Annotated in this window: 11 protein-coding genes and 4 pseudogenes; 5 read left to right on the top strand and 10 right to left on the bottom strand. The window is 37.8% G+C overall.

Annotated elements, in window-relative coordinates; all coding sequences use genetic code 11:
• Window positions 1-196: 196 nt before the first annotated feature.
• Window positions 197-508: pseudogene (locus JMW39_RS08690) on the top strand (iron-containing alcohol dehydrogenase); the annotation flags it as partial.
• A 462-nt stretch (window positions 509-970) separates the two neighbouring features.
• On the opposite strand, the pseudogene JMW39_RS08695 reads toward JMW39_RS08690, so the two are convergent.
• The 3 genes and pseudogenes from JMW39_RS08695 to JMW39_RS08705 all read right to left on the bottom strand — a co-directional run bounded on the left by JMW39_RS08695 (window position 971) and on the right by JMW39_RS08705 (window position 3,384).
• A pseudogene (locus tag JMW39_RS08695) lies at window positions 971-2,252 on the bottom strand (IS256 family transposase).
• A 43-nt stretch (window positions 2,253-2,295) separates the two neighbouring features.
• A pseudogene (locus JMW39_RS08700) lies at window positions 2,296-2,484 on the bottom strand (integrase core domain-containing protein); the annotation flags it as partial.
• Window positions 2,485-2,493: 9 nt separating this feature from the next.
• A complete protein-coding gene (locus JMW39_RS08705) occupies window positions 2,494-3,384 on the bottom strand; it encodes a LysR family transcriptional regulator (RefSeq protein ID WP_068406606.1) in 891 nt (296 codons plus the stop codon).
• A gap of 231 nt (window positions 3,385-3,615) precedes the next feature.
• On the opposite strand from JMW39_RS08705, the gene JMW39_RS08710 reads away from it, so the two are divergent.
• Together JMW39_RS08710 and JMW39_RS08715 are read left to right on the top strand one after the other, a co-directional pair.
• Complete coding sequence (locus tag JMW39_RS08710) at window positions 3,616-4,011, top strand: CidA/LrgA family protein (protein WP_227679471.1); 396 nt, start codon at window positions 3,616-3,618, stop codon at window positions 4,009-4,011.
• 9 nt (window positions 4,012-4,020) lie between these two features.
• Entirely contained in the window at window positions 4,021-4,719 is a 699-nt protein-coding gene (locus tag JMW39_RS08715; protein ID WP_068406601.1) for an LrgB family protein, read from the top strand.
• A 324-nt stretch (window positions 4,720-5,043) separates the two neighbouring features.
• On the opposite strand, the gene JMW39_RS08720 is transcribed toward JMW39_RS08715, so the two are convergent.
• Window positions 5,044-5,934, bottom strand: a complete 891-nt coding sequence (locus JMW39_RS08720; RefSeq protein WP_201546004.1) for a LysR substrate-binding domain-containing protein — start codon at window positions 5,932-5,934, stop codon at window positions 5,044-5,046.
• Between the two features lie 147 nt (window positions 5,935-6,081).
• Between JMW39_RS08720 and JMW39_RS08725 the strand changes: the two genes are divergently transcribed.
• Window positions 6,082-6,945, top strand: coding sequence for a DMT family transporter (locus JMW39_RS08725; protein WP_095568368.1), 864 nt, complete (start codon window positions 6,082-6,084; stop codon window positions 6,943-6,945).
• 253 nt (window positions 6,946-7,198) lie between these two features.
• Here JMW39_RS08725 and JMW39_RS08730 read toward each other — a convergent pair whose 3' ends face one another.
• Complete coding sequence (locus tag JMW39_RS08730) at window positions 7,199-7,789, bottom strand: recombinase family protein (RefSeq protein ID WP_068406590.1); 591 nt, start codon at window positions 7,787-7,789, stop codon at window positions 7,199-7,201.
• Window positions 7,790-8,089: 300 nt separating this feature from the next.
• Here JMW39_RS08730 and JMW39_RS08735 point away from each other — a divergent pair, with 300 nt between their 5' ends.
• Window positions 8,090-8,941: a thymidylate synthase gene (locus JMW39_RS08735; RefSeq protein ID WP_201546006.1), complete on the top strand. Its 852-nt coding sequence runs from the start codon at window positions 8,090-8,092 to the stop codon at window positions 8,939-8,941.
• A gap of 171 nt (window positions 8,942-9,112) precedes the next feature.
• On the opposite strand, the gene JMW39_RS08740 is transcribed toward JMW39_RS08735, so the two are convergent.
• The 5 genes and pseudogenes from JMW39_RS08740 to thyA form a co-directional block, all read right to left on the bottom strand.
• A complete protein-coding gene (locus JMW39_RS08740; protein WP_201546008.1) occupies window positions 9,113-9,619 on the bottom strand; it encodes a hypothetical protein in 507 nt (168 codons plus the stop codon).
• A complete protein-coding gene (locus JMW39_RS08745; RefSeq protein WP_201546010.1) occupies window positions 9,616-11,724 on the bottom strand; it encodes a site-specific integrase in 2,109 nt (702 codons plus the stop codon). Before JMW39_RS08745 ends, JMW39_RS08740 begins: the two co-directional genes overlap by 4 nt.
• A complete protein-coding gene (locus tag JMW39_RS08750; protein WP_201546013.1) occupies window positions 11,724-14,591 on the bottom strand; it encodes a site-specific integrase in 2,868 nt (955 codons plus the stop codon). The genes JMW39_RS08745 and JMW39_RS08750 overlap by 1 nt, the downstream gene beginning before the upstream one ends.
• On the bottom strand, window positions 14,588-15,823 hold the full coding sequence (locus JMW39_RS08755) for a tyrosine-type recombinase/integrase (protein WP_201546023.1): 1,236 nt from the start codon (window positions 15,821-15,823) through the stop codon (window positions 14,588-14,590). The genes JMW39_RS08750 and JMW39_RS08755 overlap by 4 nt, the downstream gene beginning before the upstream one ends.
• 45 nt (window positions 15,824-15,868) lie before the next feature.
• Window positions 15,869-16,510, bottom strand: a pseudogene (thyA, locus tag JMW39_RS08760) (thymidylate synthase); the annotation flags it as partial.
• Window positions 16,511-16,587: the final 77 nt, after the last annotated feature.

The raw sequence follows: 16,587 nt of genomic DNA on the forward strand, positions 1-16,587 counted from the left end.
TTAGCGTATAGCAAGGCTATAAAAGAATTTCATGCCATTATCAATATTACTAAATATATTGAGCTTGAACACAGCTAGATTAAGATTCAAAAAGGTTTGGTCTATAAAATGCCAAGACAAATGTAGTTTGATCATTATCATCAGGCTGAGTAAATAAAACTTCTTAAGTTAATGTCTGCGGGATTGACAGCATAGGTCAGCAATATTATTACCGCATGTATGCCGTTATAATTTGATCGCCAATGTACAAAAATTTGCTGATATCGCAGAATTTCTCGGAGAAAATACAGTAGATTGTTCAGCGATAGAAGCGGCTGAAAAAGCCATTAATGCCTTGTTTAGACTTTCTGCCGATGTCGCCATCCCTGGCCATCTCAGCGAATTAGGAGTCAAAGAGCAAGACTTTGAACTCATGGCAGATAATGCATTAAAAGATGGTAATGCCTTTAGTAATCCACGCAAGGGAACAAAAGAAGATATCGTATTAATTTTTAAAGATGCATATTGATGATGTAGCAATAAATACTGTTGATATTTACTATTGGCAGTTTAAAGAATAACGAGAAAATAGATGAAGCTATCCTAGGTAATAAAAATTATTGAGGATAGCAATTCCTAATCTAATGCGGTTATCAAAATTAATCAAGAGAACAATGCTGAGTACGAGTATCGATGCCTATGTGGCGTACTAAACACGAATAGAAAATGCATAGTAAGTACATTACAAAGCACATTGCGTAATATTTCATAAAATTAAACAATTAACATCTTTAGCTTACAGCCAAATATTCGAGTCCTAACTAGAAAGTTGAATGTTCGCTAAGTACATTAAAACTACCTTATCCACTCAAACCATTGGTGCTACTAGCCTAAATATCTAAGGGTCCATTTTAAATAAGGATTAGTGGTCACGAAGGGTAGTATTTTCTAAAATATATCGAGACCATCCCAGATTCTGTGTAACTGCCCTTTAGATTAAATGCTTACTGATACGGTCATCAAACATAATCATAAAACGATTCAGAGCAGACGTCCAGTTACGGATTGGCATCGACCACCTTGACGACGCCTGCTGAGTTGCTAGGTAGACTACCTTGAATGCTGCCTGATCAGACGGGAACACCTTACGTTTATTCACCGCTGTCCGAATGACGCTGTTTAGCGATTCTATCGCATTAGTAGTATAAATCACTTTTCTGATGTCTTTCGGATACTCAAAGAACACCGTTAAGCCCTCCCAGTTATTACGCCAAGACTTGACCACGTGCGGGTACTCTGTGCCCCAAGTCTCATCAAAGTGCTCGAGATTGGCCTCTGCTATCTCAAGCGTATCAGCGCCGTAGATGGCTTTTAAATCAGCCGCTATTGCCTTTTTATCCGTCCACGGCACAAACTTCATTGAATAGCGTACCATGTGTACGATACACAGCTGAACCTTGGCTTTGGGATAAACGGTATTGATGGCATCAGGGAAGCCCTTTAGACCGTCAACACAAGCAATGAGGATATCTTGTACCCCGCGGTTTTGTAATTCAGTGAGAACACCTAGCCAGAACTTAGCGCCTTCATTCTCTGATAGCCACATGCCAAGCAGCTCTTTTTTACCATCAAGTCCCACGCCTAGCGCCAGATAGATCGCCTTGTTGATGATCTGCTTGTCTTGGCGTACCTTAACGACGATGCAGTCCAAATAGACGATAGGATAAACACTGCTCAGCGGCCGGTTCTGCCAAACGGTGATGTCCTCTAATATGTTATCGGTGACTCTTGAGACAAGAGAGCTTGAGATGTCGACGTCATAGAGCTCTTTGATGCTCTCTACAATCTCGGTAGTGGTTTGACCCTTGGCGTATGAGCGAGGATCAGCAAGTGTCTGGGAGACACTTGCCCGAAGCGCAAGACGTAAGGCTATGCCTGTAGTGAAATATGATTTTATCATCAAGGCCACTAATACGGGTTTGATGCTTACGCACTAACGCAGGTTCAAAGTCACCATCACGGTCTCTTGGGGTGGATATCTCAAGCTCGCCTGTGTCACTGCGGACGGTCTTTTTAGTGTGCCCATTGCGCTTGTTAGGCTTGTCTGCTTTCTCATGCTTGGGGTAGCCGAGATGGTCTTCCATCTCAGCCTCTAAGGCAGTATCGATAAACGACTGCATGAGCTGCTTCTGAAAGTCTTTGATGTCATCGAAGCTGTTCATGCTACCAGCCATTTGCTCGGCCAGTTTTTTAATGTCAGATTGAGTAGTCATTGCTTATTCTCCTGTTAGTGGATTATAAGCAGTTACACACTTTTTAGGAAAGGCTCTCAAACTCAAAAGGCGATACATAGCCCAATGCACTGTGTATACGCTTTTTATTGAACCGATCTACCCAATTCAATGTCGCAAGTTGTACATTCGCTAAACCTTGCAAATCTGCTTTCAAATATTCAATCACCTCTGTTTTGTATAACCTATGCCCTGTTACAGCCAAAGCATTATCAAGGCCTAGTTATATATTTTTTCTTATGTTATCAAGCCAAGCTTGCATACTTGGTGTAAGCAAGCGATGACGGCGCCAAGCCATGACAAGCTCCCATTTTAACTGAGGTTGGGTTAGTGGCAAGCAGACTAATCCTGTTAAATCCAACTTTTGAGTATAATATTGAGGCAAAAGAGTCACGCCCATATCCTGTTTTACCATGTCAAGAAGCAAGTGCCACTGATTGGTTTGGCAAATAATATTAGGTTCAAAACCTAGTGATTGACAGTTTTCTATAATCATCGGAGTAAATGATGAATTGGAGGTAAATAAAATTAGGGGGGCATTTGATAGTGACTTAAGTGTTACCTTGGTTTTTTGCTTACCCATACGGTTTTTATTTGCTACGACCACCACTGGATAGCAACATATCGACAAGTAGTCAAAATCATCGTCAATCGGCTTCATCAATGTTGCCACATCAAGTTGCCCCTCTAGAAGGGCCTGCTTAAGTGACTCAGCACCATCTTCGATAAGTGAAGTTTCTATACTAGGATGCATTTGGTAAAAGTTAAAAATAGCTTTGCTTAGTATTTCACTGCCTAACGGTGAAATACCCAAACGCAATTTACCACCTATTAATTGCTGATAATCTACTACTGTTTGTTCAAGATTATCTGCCTTTTGTAAGATATCAACTGCTTGAATATAGAGGTGTTCGCCAATTTCCGTTAAATTAACTAGCCGCTTTTTTCTATGAGTCAAAGGCTTATCAAACAGAGCTACGCCTAAATATTCTTCAAGATTACTGATAGATTTGGTAACGGTGGGTTGGGTTAAATTGAGTTGAATACTGGCTTGAAGAAACCCACCTGTTTTTACAACTGTCACAAAGCAGCGTAATTGTTTCAAAGTTATCATGAATAATAAACCATGGTTAGGAAGGATAATGAAATTTATTATAGAAATTGGGAATAAAAATAAAAATATAATTCATAATTTATGACTATGGTATTTTTATAATAAGTAGTCTCTAATCAACAAACAACAATTATTATGCGTAATCCTAATATTCGCTTATCCCTATCTTTTGTAGATAAAAAAAAACTTACACTTCAAAAGTTCTATCGCCAATCATGGCTTCATGTCCTTATGCAATGCGCTATTATCGCAGCTGTCTGGTATTGTGCTGAGATATTGGTTGAATTATTGCATTTACCCGTATCCTCAGGCGTCTTAGGAATGTTTTTAATGCTGATATTATTAATGAGTGGTGCTATTAAGGTTAACTGGGTCAGACTGGGTGCAAAATTTGTTTTGGGTGAATTAGTATTAATGTTTATCCCGCTTATGATGTCAATACTTCAATATAAGGCGCTGTTTGTCAGTAAAGGATGGCAATTAATGCTGACAATTATCTTGAGTACCGCGATGGTGATGTTAAGCTCAGCATTAACCTTTATCATGGGGCGCCGTTTGCAACGTAGATTGTATCGTCATCAGATTCATAAAGCCCAATTAAACCTAAAAAATGATAATAATGCGTGAGGATTTGCGATGAATACTTGGTCAATCCTTTGTCTCATTTGGACATTAGCTGCCTATTATATGGCTAGAGTAGTCTATGTGCGCTATCGAAAATCTTGGCTAAACCCTGCTATCACGGTTCCAGTAGTAACGCTTTCATTAATGATTATTTTTAATATCTCTTATGATACTTATTGGAAGGATACAGCTTGGATTGTGCAGCTACTTGCCCCCGCAACGGTTGCGTTTGCTATACCTATTTATGAGTATCGTCGTTTAATACGTCAACATGCTTTGGCTTTGACCGCTTCCATAACTGTCGGGATGGTGGTGGGGGTCTTAAGCATATATATATTCGCTGGTTTGTTTCATTTTGATAAGACCTTGACCTATAGCTTGATGGCCCGTTCAATATCGACACCATTTGCGTTAGACTTATCTGAAAAAATTCACGGATCTTCCTCTTTAGTCTCATTGTTTACTTTGATTACAGGGATGGTGGGAATGATTTTAGGGGATATGATCTTGACTTTTTTTCGTATTCGCTCCCATCTTGCAAATGGAATCGCATTTGGTAATGCATCACACGGTTTTGGTACAGCCCGGGCAAGTCAGCGCAATGAGGATGAGGGCGTTATAGCAAGTTTAACAATGATTTTAGCGGGATTGTTTATGGTATTCTTAGGTCCTTCATTAATACATGGCGTAATGTTATTCGGGCAAGTTTAAGCAAATATATATAGAGACCCTAATCTATATTAAGAATAGATATGATAACAGCCATTATCACTAACAGATAAACAATAAAAAAACGTATAAATTTCCGTTTTTATTCTAAAGTTAATTCGACTTTAACTAAATGTAATGAGCTTTATTTCTTTTAAACTTCAACCTATTAACTTATATTATTTGAATATCAGATAAAATGAATGACTATTTTTTGAGGATACGAGTGTTTATGAGTTATTGAATCGGGATTTTCTAAATCATCATTTTAAACCCCTTAACAAATCATTATTTTTCTTGTAACAACAAATAAGATAGAGGATTTCTTTACTCACACTGAGATTCTAACCATTTACATAGTTTAATAATATCATCCTTATTTTTCTTTAATTCCTTGTAAACGAAGTAAAATTTATCCCCTGTTAGTAGTTCATGCATTGGGATTTTAACGATATTTTGTTTATAGGCGTCATCCTGCATCATATAATTATTGGTAAGAGTAATGCCCAGATTGTACCTTGCGGCTTCTATCGCTAGTAGCACATGACTAAAATGATTTATCTTTATATCGCTTGGCAATTCAAATCCGCCTGCCTTACACCACCGCAGCCAATCCTCTGCTGTATTCACGCTTGTATCTGCATATCTCACAGACAATATTGGATGCCGCCACAATGCGTCAGGAAGGGGTTTATCTCTTATTTTCTCCCAAAGCTTTTGACCACAAACAGGATATAAAGTTTCAGTAAATAAAAACTTACTGATGAAAGCATGTGGAGGAGGATCGACGGTGATATAACAATCGGCCCTTTGCTCATTATAATCAGAGGGATGATTAACCATATCTAAAGTAAGTTCTATTTCTGGATACTGTCTATAGAAGTCTTCTAGTCGAGGAATCAACCAATTCACTGCGACTGAACTGTACAGAGCTAAGCGTATATGCCCAGGTTTTCCATGTTTAATAATCTGACTACTATCTGAAAGTAGACCCAATGCGCCACTCACATCTGTGAAATAACGCTCACCAACCTCTGTCAACGAAAAGGTCCGGCCTTGCCTGTAAAACATTGCTTCCCCAAGATACTCTTCAAGGATGCGTATTTGGTGACTCACGGCACTTTGTGTCACATTGAGGCTTTCTGCTGCTTTTGAAAAGCTGTTAAGTCGTGCAACGGATTCGAAGCATTGTATGGCACGCAATGGGGGCAAATCCATTATTACCTCAGCTAATACTAAGTATGGTTTATATCATTATACATCATAGCGTTACTTGCATATACTGCCTGACAGATCGTTAAATCAGCATGAACCCATTGGGGTTTTAACAGTTTCTGAATTTAGAGTAGGGCGAGGAGGCTAAGAATGCCAAAGATGAGTGTTGCATTTGCCATGACGCTATTGGTACTAGGAAATATCATTGCGGTCTTCTCAGACGCCTTGATAAAGGCCTTGCCCTCTGAGACGGCGGTATATCAATTTATCCTGTTTCGTCAATGCACAGCGGTTTTAATGCTGTTGCCGTTTTGCTTAATTAATAAAAAGAACAAGTTATTCAGTAATATAAAATGGCACTTTGTTCGTAGTCACGTGTGGTTATTGGGTGTGATATTCATGGTACTGTCTCTTCAAGCACTGCCTCTTGCGACTGCGAATGCTATTTTTTATGCCGCCCCTTTATTTGTATTACCACTGGGTTTTTTATTTTATAAAGACAGATTAAACTTTCCGACTATCGCAGCCTCTATATTAGGTTTTGCTGGTATCCTCGTTATCGTACAACCGAAACAGATCAATTTAGGGGCGGTGTTTGCCCTTATAGTGGCGGTAACCATGGCGCTAAACAATCTGTTAGTTCGTAAACTTCCACAACATCATACTGTCTATCAAACTCTACTTTTGACCAATTTATTAGGAATCCCATTTGCGCTTGGTTTGGCTATTTGGGAAGGACAGCCATTTGATTGGCGCTCATTGATTACGGCCGCCAGTTCAAATGTATTTATTTTGATTTATGCGGGTATATGCGTACAGGTGTACCGACACATTGAAGCATACAAAGTCTCTAGTGCGGAATACTCAGGTTTACTAGGGGCGGTGGTGGTTGGAATCATATGGTTTAACGAAGTACCAAATATGACTTTGTTAATAGGTTCTGCGCTGATTATCCTACCTTTGATATGGCTAGCTACTCTCGAATCTATGAGGCTTAGACAAAAAACTGGGTAGGATAATAGCTTTTAAAACCTAATCAAGCTGATGTGCCATAAATAATAAGAAATAATAAAAGTTATGAATCAGACTAAAATGTTATTTAACGTTTACATCGGTTCATGCTTGACGAAACTGTAGATTACTTGTTAGACACTATAATAAGTCGGTTGCATGATTAAAAACTTCCAAGTTGGTTCTTATGTATCTAATAGTATCGTGTCTATAAAAAAGACAAACTGTTATTTAAAATACCTCAACTATTCAGCTGTTAGCCCTGCTTTAACACCCGATAGACCGTAGCCACCCCAACACCAACCGCCTTAGCAATCTCCTCTTTCGTCATATTGTTTTGACTGGCTAATTCTTTAATACGATTGTGTTTCGTTGTATTAGGCTTCTTACCAGTGGGCTTATAACCACTGTTCGCCAACCCCTGCTTAATACGCTCTCTACGCTTATCGTTATCAAGCTTTGCCATCGTTGCTAATAAGTCGATCAGCATATGGTTAATCACTGTTAGGATCTCACCTGTCATGCCTTTACTTACCGTATGCGTAGTTGGTAGATCAGCCACCACCAATCGCAAACCCTTGTCTTTGATGCGCTGCTTTAGAATTGCAAAATCATCTTGAGATAGCCTGCTTAATCTGTCCACGCTTTCAACCAGCAGAATATCGCCTTGATCAGCGTCCTTTAATAGCTTAGCTAATACTGGCCTATCGAGCTTTGTACCACTGAAATGCTCAACGTACTCAACAAGGTTATCGTTATAGCTTTGGCTAAAGCTAATCAAGTCAGACAAGGCTCTCTTAGCGTCTTGATCCTTAGTGCTGGCTCTCACATAAATACGAACGGTCATAACGCCACCTATATTATTTAGACTTATAAATTAATGTCCATTGATAATATCATGATATTAATATCATTTAATAATAGAAATAAGTCTAATGATAGATAGAGTATCGTTTAGAGGTTTTATTTTTTAGGTATAGTCTATTGATAGACTTTTAAGCCAATGAGTCTTTACGAACAGGTTTGTACATTCATGCCTTTAAACTTTATAATGCTCAATAAAATCATGAGGTAAAATGTGTTGTGATCACGGGCCAATAAGAAATTACCTCATGAGAAAAGTATACAGTCCAATTAAGGTTATTGAATGAGACAATATCTAGATTTATGTCAACGTATAGTTGATGAAGGCGTATGGGTCGAAAATGAACGGACTGGAAAGCGCTGCTTAACCGTTATTAATGCTGATTTAGAATACAACGTAGGCGCTAATGAGTTTCCTTTAGTGACTACTCGAAAGAGCTATTGGAAAACGGCTATCGCAGAGTTATTGGGGTATCTACGTGGTTATGATAGCGCAGCTCAGTTTCGAGCTATTGGATGCAATACATGGAGTGCCAATGCCAATGAAAATGAAGCTTGGTTAGCTAATCCTTATCGTAAAGGTGAGGATGATATGGGCCGAGTATATGGTGTACAGGGACGGAGGTGGCGTAACTCAGTAGGAGAGGAGTTTGACCAGCTTCGTAAGATTTATGATAACTTGCGGAACGGTATTGATGATCGAGGTGAAATCCTAACTTTCTATAATCCAGGTGAGTTCCATATGGGATGTTTGCGTCCTTGTATGCATACCCATACGTTTTCATTGTTAGGAGGAAAGCTTTATTTAACTTCATCCCAGCGCTCCTGTGATGTGCCATTAGGTCAAAATTTCAATCAAGTCCAGGTTTTTACTTTATTGGCTTTAATGGCTCAAATTACGGGGCATGAGGCTGGAAAAGCTTATCACAAGATTGTAAATGCACATATATATGAAGACCAATTAGAGTTAATGCGTGATGTGCAATTAAAACGCGAACCGTATCCAGCCCCTAAACTTCACATTAACCCTGAAATTAAGTCTCTCGAAGATATTGAAACATGGGTAACATTGGACGACTTTGAGGTTGAAGGATACCAGTATCATCAGTCTATTGCGTATCCATTCTCAGTTTGATATAAATATAAGGTAAAAGTTGAGAAAGGTTATAAATTTCTGTTAAGCATAAAGTATTAATATATGTGATTTATGCTATAGGGTATATGTTTATTAGCTAAGCTCTCGCTGGCTTTTAATTAAAAGGCAATTAAATTTATACTTTTTATAGCACAGGTAGTTTTCGATAGACTAGTGCATCAGCTGGTTCGATGTTACATCTTCTAAAGCTAACATTTTTCTCAATTTTTTAATCTCTTGTTTAGCTTCTGATAGTGACCTCTTATCTGTGTCAGATAGTGTCTTATAGTAATCTCGTGACTCTCTCATTTTTTGTAACCGTTTATCTGAATGTTGAGCGACACGTTTCATATTTTGATGTTCATTAAACCAGTAAACAGTCTCATTTTGTGCTCGACTTAGCTTTGCTTCAAGTGCATTTTTTACATCGGTAGTGCTTAAATGTACTTGTTTTTCATGTGATTTCTCTTTAGTCTTTCGGGCCTCTCTGATCTGTTTTAGCTTTTGGACAGGCCAAACTCTGTTTGAGATGGTGTTCCGATGAATACCAGTCATTTCTGAAAGTTGTGCTATAGTGGCTTTCAACTTCTTGTTGCCTTCAATGTCTGATAACGCCTTTTTCAATGACAATGTGTTTGCTTCATAATCATCGCTATTCTTTTGGTCATAAGCATTCATAGTTCAACTTCCTCACCAAGATTTTCCAATACCATTCTGGCTTCGTTCATTGCTGCTAGAATTTGCTCCCGATTGTGTGAATATTCTGGCTTGTTGAGATTGACCTTATTTAACGTATAAACTTCACGCCATTTAGGAGCATGTTTAATAGTTACAACGGCTTGTTTGCATCGAGCTGGGTTGCAACGTAGTGAACCAATACATGGTAGGCTTGAGTCATATTCTTCCGCTCTACCACCATAGCAGAGTCCTTGTCCCATATAGACCATGGCAACCCCTTGATCTACCATAGCCTCATACACTTCCTCTTCCGTATAGCCTTCAGCTATATATCCACTAAACGTCTTGATCAGACCTTTTTTATGCTCATTCGCTTTACCACCATAATATATGCCATTTGGATTATGGGCAGTTTTAATAGCCTCTAATTCAGCTGCTCGACGTAGTGATTTTTTATCACCTTTTCGATTCCCATCTTTTGACAGCAATTCACCTATATCACCATAACCCAGCGTTACTGTTGAAGTAGAGCCAGTAGATGTATATTTGGATATACTCTCTACAAAATGCTTCAGTTGAAATGATATTAGAGGTAGACCCACTTCAGCCTTAAACAATTGATATGTTAACGTGTGTCTTAGCATGTAGGGGTTGAACTTTATTTCATCAGCAGTGCTTTCACCCAATAGCTTACTAATAAAATTATTCATCTGATAAATAATGCCAGTACTACCCATTGCCTGAGGAAGGCAATTTGGCTTAACAGTATCTACATTAGAAACTAAATAAGGTGAAACTTTAATTTTTGAAATATATGAAGCTGCTAATATTGCATCTTGAACAATCGGTATAGCTACCCATCTGTCGTCAAACAAACCCGTACTACTCTCATCCTTATGTTTTTTGACCGTACTTTCAATCAGCCAAACGCCATCACTTTGAACTAAGCATGAACAATCCTGAACTTTTACTTCTGATAGTTCAGATGGTCTCATACCTGTATACTGACCTACTAAATACATGCATGCATACGCCACGAGGTTAAAGTATTCTCTAAGATTATCTAGCTTATAACCACGTTCCCATAACTTCTCACGCAAAGTCCGTCCACCCATGACATGAGAATGTTTGTTGAGCATCCAATTATAGGGTTCCACTATATTTGTAACGAAACTCGCAGAATAACCTTTAGTTCCTAGTCTAATAGCAATATACCCATTTAGAATTTCATGAGTGACTTGTTCTTGATCAGCCCATGACAAATAGTCGCTTGTATTGAAACGCTCTAAAGAGCTGACATCAGATATTTTTTCTTCAGCCCCTATAGCACTTAAAAAGTCAACTATAATAAAAGAAGCTATCTTTGACAGAGTTTCAAATACTAGATCTGGCAGTACTTGTTCTTTTTTCGAAGTATTAATATTAGCAAGTCTCTTCCATTTCAGGCTATTTAACTCTACATAAGCGATAGGCTTTTCAAATACATACTTAACAGAAGCTGGACTGCGTAGATATTTGAAAAATCTATCTAGCTCTACACCTTTTACGCGATCGTAGTTTTTAGCGGCTTTGTAATATAGGTCGGGTGTTATATCGGATAATGTTCTGATCCTTTCCTGAACGAACGCGGAGCCTAGATCATAAGACGCTTGTCTGAATATTTCATTGATAAATGTTAAACCGCTTTCAAAAATCGGAATCAAGGAGTTAGCTTTTAATGTTTTTTTTGATCGACTTTTACCATCTTTTTTCTGAAGCTTAAAAATTGAATTGTTGAGCAAAGCCAACTCAAATATAATTTTCATTTCTATCAAAACGAATACCGGAATATCTGTATATTTTGAAAAAATAATGCGGAGCTTTGGACCCTGAACATTTCTTGCAGCATTAGGATAATCTTTATTAAAATCCCAAATGCCGTCAGAAAATTTTGATAATTTTGATACAGGTTTGTCTATAAGAGACGTCATATACTCTATATCATCTGCGTGCTTATGCTGGAAATACTCTTTATTTTGATCTTTCGTAAGGTCTAAAGCATCTAAAATATAGGAACGATGTTCTACAAAACCTGTTAGTACATTTAACTTTGTTTCATAGTCCATTAAATCACCCCATCAACTAGTGTTGTTGTTTCAATATACTCTGCTAGACGTCTTCCATCTTCTAACTCCTTTAAAGAAAAATCAGAAAGTTCTGGGTCTGTAATGCCTTTTATTATTTCCATATTCTCTGAAATGACATGCCCATAAGGGGTGTCCATAACGCGAGTGTGCTCTGTCAAAAGCGTATAGTCACGCTTCATTGCAAAGATTTCAGGGAGGTTTTTGGCTGTAATAATGACATTGTCACAACCCAAACACTTATTGTATTGTGAGCATGGAGTACCAGGAATATAGGACGAAAGGTTTTTTACAAAATCTGGAGGGTCGAAAATATTTCTACATTCTGCTAAAGGGGTATGGAAGGTTATTGCTAATTCGTTATTATCTCTAATTTGTACTTCTTGTGGTACTTCTTGGATTTTTTTATTCAAAGTAGATTGATGTATTTCTTTTAGTTTATCGTTTATCTTTACTCTACTTACCGTATTGAAGTCAAAAGAGTCGAGGTAACCAATAGTCGTTTGGATTGAGGAGTGCCCTAACATGAGCTGAATTTCGCGTAAAGTCACTCCACCGTCTAACATCTCACTAACAAAGGTTGGTCTAAACCGACTTATATTAAGAGTTAGCGGCTCTCCTGCATCATTTTTTAAATTATATTTCTCAACAAACCTAGACAAACTATTTCCCAATGCTTTTGCCTTTCTTTCTTCATTTCCTAATATTGGAGACACTCTGCCGTGCTTCTTTGTACTATCTGACTGATAGATGAACAACCTATCTTTAAAAGCGTCATCTTCAATGTCTTGTCGAAAACCACTCGTCAATTGGACTAACTCTTCAAAAATAACTTTTATTGACTTAGCTTGAGATGATGTAAGCCATGTCAGTTCTGCATTAAAAAGATCAAGGTGGTATTCTTTATGACCATTAGACCGTTCTTTCCAATATCTAAGACATGGCCGTGATGTTGCTGGGTGGGAGTCTACGTAATCGTTTATATCAAGAGAAAGTAAAGGATTTGCATTTAAACCAGTAATTTGAGCAAGCCTTAAAACGTAAGGCGTTAGTGTATTTATGTTTATCATTGGGGTAACACCCCATTCGTCATATATCTCAATCAGACCATTGTCTGAATTGGCTATAATTCTTAAGAAAGCTTTCTCGATAGGTGATTTCGCTGTATTATGATGGACTGGCTTACACATCAAAGGGTTTTCAAATAGCCATCGTGCATTCTCGAGCGTTGAGAGACCTTTTATTATAAAACCTTTTTTATTTAAAGGATTTTCGCCTACACCCATTTTATTATAGGGTATAAGGGTTTTTCTAGATTCACTCAGTTCTTTTTCAATAGCATCTAATATTTGGATGCGTTCGTTCATTGTAAATGGTTTGTTAGCATCAGTTTCTCTACTTGTAAAAAATCCATTTATATCGAAAAAACTATATTCTATATCACGTATTTGAGTTAGCCGAACCAATGCTCTACGTACTGAACTCAAAACTGTATTTGCATGATGGCTTGATATTTCTTTATTTATTATCTTGTGCTCTAAATATTTCCGATATCTAGATAGGAGATGCTCATCAAAATATTCTATGATACTGAGAGGTCCATTTCCGTATAATTTAGATAAGAATTTTATAAATAAATTACTCGCAACTCTATAATTCTCCTTTCCTGATTCTGAAGGTACAGTTTTACTGCTCGAAGCAAATAGTTGCTCAACTTGAATAAAAGGTTCTACTTCTGAAGGGTCAATAAAGTCGCTTTTAGTATTCAATTCTCCTAGTGCTAGTCTATTAAAACGTTCTTGCTGATTCTCATTAATTTCTTCTCTACAATTGTCTTTTATATATATTCGTTCAGCAACACTCTTATAGTTAGGATCTATTACTCCAAGTTCCTTTAGATCCTGATGGATTAAATCAAAAGCATCTTTAACAACATTAAATTTTAAGGAGCTGGTTTTTATAGGGAACTGTCCTGAAGGTATTTTCCCAATTGAAATCTTATTGCCAAAAATAGGTAATGTATGCTTTTCTTCTTCAGATAGCTGTCTGTACCAGTTTAATAGTTTCCTCCTGTTTTCGATGCCAGCAGCTTCATAGCTTTCATCTGGCAGCACTAGAATCCCTTCTTCAATCATCTTCTCAATTAAACGATTTGTAAGAGCCCTGTGTTTCTGTGCAATAGAGTATGGGATACCTACAGCCTTTTGAATATACTGAACATATACACCGAAACCTAAAGTACTATCAGACTTACTGATTGGTACTTCCCACAGCGCTTCTGTATCTCCAACTATTTTCGATACCCACTCTAAGATAGCAGATTCGTCGTCTCTAATGGAACGCTTTCTTGACTCGCCTGTATTAAAATCAGCACTTATAATTCCCAGTTTAAGGAGATTCTCATGAATCTCATCGATTGTTTTTGCTATCAATTCATATTGAGTTGCTAAATAATACCAGTAGCCCTGCTCGCGTCCTATTGATTTGAAGCAGATATTGTTTATAGATTTAGTCAAACGAGGAAGGTTTTTCTTGTCATCAAAACTTAAGTTGCTATACCAATATAATATTTTCGGTCGAGTTATATTTTCTATACTAGAGGCTCCTTTTATGACAACTTTCATCTCAGCCATTTTCTCTATCAATGGAAGAGTGAGATGCTTTCGTGCAGTAGCTTCATTGATCGTGATAGATGTCTTTTCAGCTAAAAATTTAGACGTGATATTGACGCCCCAAGGGGCGTTTAAATGGCTGTTAAGTGGTATGGCTAAGAGTTGGTTTGGACTCTTTAATAAGCCTTCTACCCATGTACTTACCAATTGATCAGTGGCTCTTCCATCCCTTTTCATTTGATGTCCTTAATGCCAATTTTTAATTGTGTCTGTTCAGATAAGCGCCTCATCTTCTCAGCTCTAGTTAGTAAGTCACCATTCTCGTCACACATACTGTTATAGATGTCATGAGGAATGTCTGTATACATATGAGTAGTATTAATTTGGTTGTGTCCTAGATTTTTTTGGACAATAACGAGTCGATCTAAATAATCGGCTCCTAAATCATTTGACTGTAATATCGCATAAGCGTAGCCATGCCGTAGCTTATGTGGTGAGATCATTAGATTGAGTCGACCGTGCTTGATTGCGCGTTTACTGACACGTTCAAGTAGCTTATTGATCGAGCTTGGAGTATAGGGAGTGCCTTTGGCATTAAAGAACGCTGGTGTTTCAGATGGTTTTAAATATTTACGAGCATATTTTTTATACAAGGGAGATGCGTGATATTTTTGCACACGTTTGATAGTTGCTGAGCTAATTAGAGTCCAGCGTGGTTTAATCTGATTACCACGACCTTTACTTCCTTTTACTTTTAAAGGTACATAGTTGGCATGAATAGGCTGATCGGTATTGGAGGAAATAAAGCTTTCAGAATTAAATCTACTAGTATCTTGAAAGTCCTGGAGAGTAACTCGAGGTAGCTCTGAACGACGTAAGCCAGAGTCATATAGAAATTGCAGTAAAACTCTTTCTCGTTCTGAATTAGTAGATTCGATCAAAATGAAAAGGTCATCAAGACTACACGAGTTAATTTGTGTTCTCTTCGGTACTTTTGACAGATACCCATTACTATATGGGTTGTCTTCTCTAAGCGGTTCACGATCTTCTGTAGGGCTACAAAGGTATTCAATGAAAGCACGTATCGTAGCATCGCGGTTCCTAACAGTAGATGAGCTTTTATTATCCTCACTAATTAAGAACGTTAGGTACTCTTGAATCACATATCCTGGAACTGTAATGAACACCTCATCAGACTCATTATTATCGTATTCTGGGCGAGTACGAATGTAGTTCAAGAAATAAGTTAGGTTTTTACCGTATGTAGCGGCTGATTTATAGGATATTTTTTCATGATTAGAATGATACGATAAGTACTCAGAGATAATAGGAAGGATCTTACCATTGTCATCAAATACACCGACTCCATTAACCTTAACTATTTGATCCAAAGATAAGTTTAGAGTCTTACTGATTAAACAAGACTCTGATAAATCTAGTTCTATATCGGTACAAACTTTAATATCCATAATATCTGCCACATCGATCTAAAAGCTGAAGTATGGATACTATTATATATGTTTCATTGCTCCATACTGTGAATTCCTATTATAGGGGGATAATAGGAATAAATCCGCTGAGCGCTGATAGAGCTGGCATGACAGTTTATTGTCGGCCACAAAAAACTGAAATAAGGTATGACAAGGTGGCAAAGCAACTTGCTCCGCTTCAGCGGGATTCCAACCAGAAACGATTAAACGACGCGAATTAGGATTGGTCTTAATTTGCTCAATAACTTGGGTAATTTGATCGATACCATCGTTATTGTAGATACCGTTTTCATCTTTAGTAGCGCCATAATTGCGCCATTGATGACCATAAACTGGCCCTAAATCACCAGCAGGACGATTAAAGCGCGCCGTTTGTTCAGCAGTCGACCACTCGTTCCAGATGCGCACACCATTTTCTTGCAGATAATCAACGTGAGTGCTGCCACTTAAAAACCAAAATAGCTCATAGACGATAGATTTAAAATGGACTTTTTTGGTGGTTAATAATGGAAATCCATCTGCTAAGTCAAAACGTAGCTGCGCGCCAAAGTGGCTCAGTGTACCGGTTCCGGTACGATCGCCTTTTTCGCTGCCATGACTAAGGACGTGTTGTAGCAAGTCTAAATAGGCTTGCTCATTTTTACTGGTATAATAATTACTGCTCATAAAATTGCTCTTTTACGCTGTTAAAACGTATCTTTAATATAATTCTTTATATCGCTGTTAATAAAGACATTGATGCT

This window comes from Psychrobacter immobilis (assembly GCF_904846175.1).
GTDB lineage: Bacteria > Pseudomonadota > Gammaproteobacteria > Pseudomonadales > Moraxellaceae > Psychrobacter > Psychrobacter immobilis_E.